Source organism: Arthrobacter sp. I3, from assembly GCF_000520575.1.
In the GTDB taxonomy this organism is placed as follows: domain Bacteria; phylum Actinomycetota; class Actinomycetes; order Actinomycetales; family Micrococcaceae; genus Arthrobacter; species Arthrobacter humicola_A.
The window spans coordinates 132,525-136,529 of the sequence record NZ_KI914962.1 but is presented as its reverse complement, the minus strand read 5'-3'; the positions used below and the strand labels follow the sequence as shown (position 1 = coordinate 136,529).

At 68.8% G+C, this 4,005-nt stretch carries 4 protein-coding genes; 2 read left to right on the top strand and 2 right to left on the bottom strand.

Annotated features, from left to right (window positions below; all coding sequences use genetic code 11):
• Positions 1-83 precede the first annotated feature (83 nt).
• Together Y706_RS0120665 and Y706_RS0120660 are read left to right on the top strand one after the other, a co-directional pair.
• Positions 84-1,076, top strand: coding sequence for an RluA family pseudouridine synthase (locus Y706_RS0120665; RefSeq protein WP_028278078.1), 993 nt, complete (start codon positions 84-86; stop codon positions 1,074-1,076).
• Positions 1,077-1,103: 27 nt separating this feature from the next.
• Positions 1,104-1,739 (top strand): DedA family protein, encoded by a 636-nt coding sequence (locus Y706_RS0120660; RefSeq protein ID WP_028278077.1) that lies wholly within the window; start codon positions 1,104-1,106, stop codon positions 1,737-1,739.
• On the opposite strand, the gene Y706_RS0120655 is transcribed toward Y706_RS0120660, so the two are convergent.
• Together Y706_RS0120655 and Y706_RS28475 are read right to left on the bottom strand one after the other, a co-directional pair.
• Positions 1,736-2,041 carry a hypothetical protein gene (locus Y706_RS0120655; protein ID WP_018774310.1) on the bottom strand — a complete coding sequence of 102 codons (306 nt, stop codon included), beginning with the start codon at positions 2,039-2,041 and terminating at the stop codon, positions 1,736-1,738. The genes Y706_RS0120660 and Y706_RS0120655 overlap by 4 nt on opposite strands.
• A 227-nt stretch (positions 2,042-2,268) precedes the next feature.
• Positions 2,269-4,005, bottom strand: a 1,737-nt coding sequence (locus Y706_RS28475; RefSeq protein WP_043436728.1) for a phosphoenolpyruvate carboxylase, incomplete at its 5' end; no start/stop codon positions are given.

The window sequence follows — 4,005 nt, the reverse complement described above, 5'->3', positions numbered from 1 at the left end:
GGTACTGGGTCGCGGCCGCGGCACAGGGTCGCGGGGTCACTGTGCGAGGGCGCGGGAGGCCGGGCCCGTAGAATGGTTGGGTGATGCAATCCCCCCTTCCCGTGCGCGACGGCGTTAACGCGACCCGTCTGCGCCTGCCGGACGAGGGTCCTTGGGAGACCGCGATGGACTACATGATGCACCGCTGGGGGCACATCGATCCGCAGGGCATCGAGGACCGGTTCGACGCCGGCGAGATCGTCGGCGAGGCGGGGATCGCCCTGGACCGCAGCACGCCGATGCAGGACCATACGTTCATCTGGTACTACCGGACCCTGCCGCCGGAGAGCCGGATCCCGGTGGAGCTGAACATTCTGCACCAGGACGATCACCTGCTGGTGGTGGACAAGCCGCACTTCCTGCCCACCACCCCCGGCGGGACCTACATCCAGGAATCGGCCCTGGTCCGGCTCCGGAACCAGCTCGGCCTCCCGGACCTGATTCCCATGCACCGTCTGGACCGCATGACCGCCGGCATACTGCTGCTCTCCACGAACCCCGAGACCCGGGGCAAGTACCAGGTGCTCTTCGAAAAGCGCCAGGTCCAGAAGGAGTACGAGTGTGTGTCCGCCGCAGAGCCCGCACCGGGCCATCCCGCGGTGGACTTCCCTGTGGTGGTGCGGAACCGGATGACCAAGTCCCGCAGCTACCTGCTGGCCGAGGTTGTCGACGGCGAACCCAATGCGGAAACCCGGATCGAGCGGCTGCGCACGTTTGACGCTTCCGGCGCACCCAACTCGGGCGCACCCGACGGCGGCGCACCCGACAGCGCACCCGACGTCGACGGCGGCCCGCACCGCCGCGCGCTGTACCGGCTGGAGCCGCACTCCGGGAAGACCCACCAGCTCCGCGTGCACATGGCCTCACTGGGCCTCGGCATCGTCAACGATGCGTTCTACCCGGAACTGCTGGACAAGGCTCCGGACAATTACGCCAAGCCGCTGCAACTCCTGGCCCGCGGGATCCGCTTCGTGGACCCCATCTCCGGGAGCCCGGTGGAATACCGCAGCAGACTGGAACTCAGCGAGGCACGCTAGCGGCTGGAAGTGCGGTACCTTGTGCCCATGGACTTCGGAAATGCGGACAGCTGGGGCGCCGCGATCTATTTCTGGATCTTCCCCTTCGTGATCGGCGATGCGATTTTCCCGCCCGTCCCCTCGGAAATGCTGGTCATCACCGGCGGCGCGCTGTCCGCGGAGGGCCGCATCAACGGCTTCCTCGTGGTGCTCCTCGCCGCGGTGTCCTCATGGCTTGGTGACCTACTCGTCTTCCAGCTGTTCAAACGGCGGCTAAGCCATGTGCTCGACCGCTGGAAATGGGGTCTCCGGTTCCACGCGGCCGTGCATGCGGCGATCGCGAAAGCCGGCCGGTCCTCCACCTACGGCGCGATCATCGGCCTCCGCTTCATCCCCGGCGGGCGGCTGGCCACGACGGCCGCGGCGGGCATCGCCAACGTCTCCACCCGCGGGTTCAGCCTCTGCGCGGCTCTCGGCGGCCTGCTCTGGGCAGCCTGGTCCGTGGCACTGGGCTATTTCATGGGCTCCGCCACCGGGCTGCCCTTCTGGGCGAGCTCCCTGATCGGCGTCGGCGTCGGGCTGCTGGTCGGAGCGGTCGTGGGCGTTATCGTGACGCGGCGCCGGGGTAACCCCTCCCCCGTGGAGTCCGCCGTGGTTGACCCGGACGAGGAACTGGACTTTTAGACGGGCGCCCAGCGGCCGCGGCTGCGGCGCAGCACGGTCAGCGCGCCGGTGAGCGCAACGCGTTCGACGGCGTCGCGCATCATGGCTGCCGACTCCAGCGCCTGGCTGTTTTCGGCGCTGTAGGCGGTGGCATCGACCAGGAAGCGCAGGTTCAGCTGCGGTACGCCGCCAGCGAGCTCAAGCTGGTGCGATTCGACGTGGTGCCGCGTCCCAAGCGCCTCGATGGCCGCGGCCATGACGGCTTCGGGAGCGGTGCCCGGCTTGAGCCCGGTGATCTTCAGTCTGGTCTGGAACGACGGCATGGAACAACCCTAGCCGCGCCGCCACGCTCCCTCACCTTCCGCACCCAAAACCCCAACGCTCCCTCACCGGGAGAGGGAGCGTCCGGGGAAGAACCGCAGGACCTGAGGGAGCGTCCAGGGAATAACCGCAGGACCTGAGGGAGCGTTTGGAAATTCCCCGCAGAAGGTGAGGGAGCATCGTGGGAAAGGCCGCCATACCTGCGGGAGCGTCTGGGCCGGGGTGCGGGCTATCCGGTGTTGCGCAGCCCGGCGGCGACTCCGTTGACCGTGATCAGCATGGCCCGCTGGAGCCGTTCGTCGATCTCGGCCCCGGTCATGCCCTCCGCGGCCTCGGCCCGGACGCGGCGCAGCAGTTCCACCTGCAGGTAGCTGATGGGGTCGAGGTACTGGTCCCGGATCTCGAGGGAGCGCTTCAGGGTGGGCTGGGCATCGAGAATCACGTGCTCGCCGGTAAGGTTCTGGATCTCCTCGACCGTGAGATCATATTCGGCCCGGATGGCACGGAACAGGTGGTGCAGTTCCGCCGGCACCAGGGTGGAGACGTAGTAGCCGGCAATGTCCATGTCCGTCTTCGCCAGGGTCATCTCAACATTGGAGAGCACCGAGCGGAAGAAGTGCCAGCCCTCGATCATCTCCTTGAGCTGGGCCGAGTTACCGGCCTCGCGGGCGGCTTTGAGGCCGGAGCCCACACCGAACCAGCCCGGCACGATCTGCCGCGACTGTGTCCAGCCGAACACCCACGGGATGGCGCGGAGACCCTCCAGCCCGGCGCCGGAGTCGGGGCGCTTGGACGGACGGGATCCGATGTTGAGGGATCCCAGCTGCTCCACCGGGGTGGACGCCATGAAGTAGGCGGGCAGATCGGGGTCATCAATCAGCGTGCGGTAGCGCGCAAACGCGGCGTCGGAGACGGTTTCCATGACGTGGCCGTAACGCACGCGCTGGTCCTCCGAGGTGCGCGGGGTGCGGTGCAGGGCCGAGCCCTGCAGTACCGCGGCCAGGGAGAGCTCGAGGTTTTCCCGGGCCAGCTCCGGCAGGGAGTACTTGTCCGAGATGACCTCGCCCTGCTCGGTGAATTTGATCTCGCCCTCGAGCACGCCGTTGGGCTGGGCCATGATGGCATCGTAGGTCGGCCCGCCGCCGCGGCCCACCGAGCCGCCGCGGCCGTGGAAGAGGCGCACGCGGACGCCGTGCTTGGCCGCCACGTCGCGGAGCTTGCGCTGGGTCTTGTAGATTTCCCACTGGCTTGTCATGACGCCGGATTCCTTGTTGGAGTCCGAGTAGCCGAGCATGATTTCCTGCACGTCGCCGCGGAGCCGGACGAGTTCGCGGTAGGAGGCATCGGAGAGCAGCCGGTCCACGATTTCGGCCGAGGCGCGGAGTTCGTCGACGGTCTCCAGCAGCGGCGCGAAGCCGATCTTGGCGTAGGGCGCCTCGCCGAACAGGCTGACCAGGCCGGCCTCGCGGGCCAGCACGGCGGCCGCCAGGACGTCGTCCGCGCCGCGGGTCATGGAGATGATGTAGGTCTCGATCACGTCGGGGCCGTAGGTGCGCAGGGCGCGGCGGATCTCCCGGAAGACGTCGTAGGTGCCGTCGGCGACGCCGTCGAGCTTAATCGGGTGGCCGGAGAGCGGGCGCCGGGACGCAAGTTCGGAGCCCAGCACCTCGAGCCGCTCGGCGCGGCTGAGTTCCGCGTACCGGACACCGGGCCCGCCAAGGCGGTCCATGAGCTGCCCGACGGCGTCATGGTGGTGGTCGGCGTGCTCGCGGATGTCGAGGGTGGCCAGGTGCAGGCCGAAGGAGGCGATGGCGCGGCGGACCCGGGACAGGGCGCCGTCGGCGGCGAGGGCCGCGTGGTGGTTCCGCAGCGACCGTTCGAGCAGGCCGAGCTCGGCGAGGAGCTCCGCGGTGGCGGTGTAGTCGCGGCCGGGCTCGTGCGCGGATCCGGCCGCGACCCGGCGGCC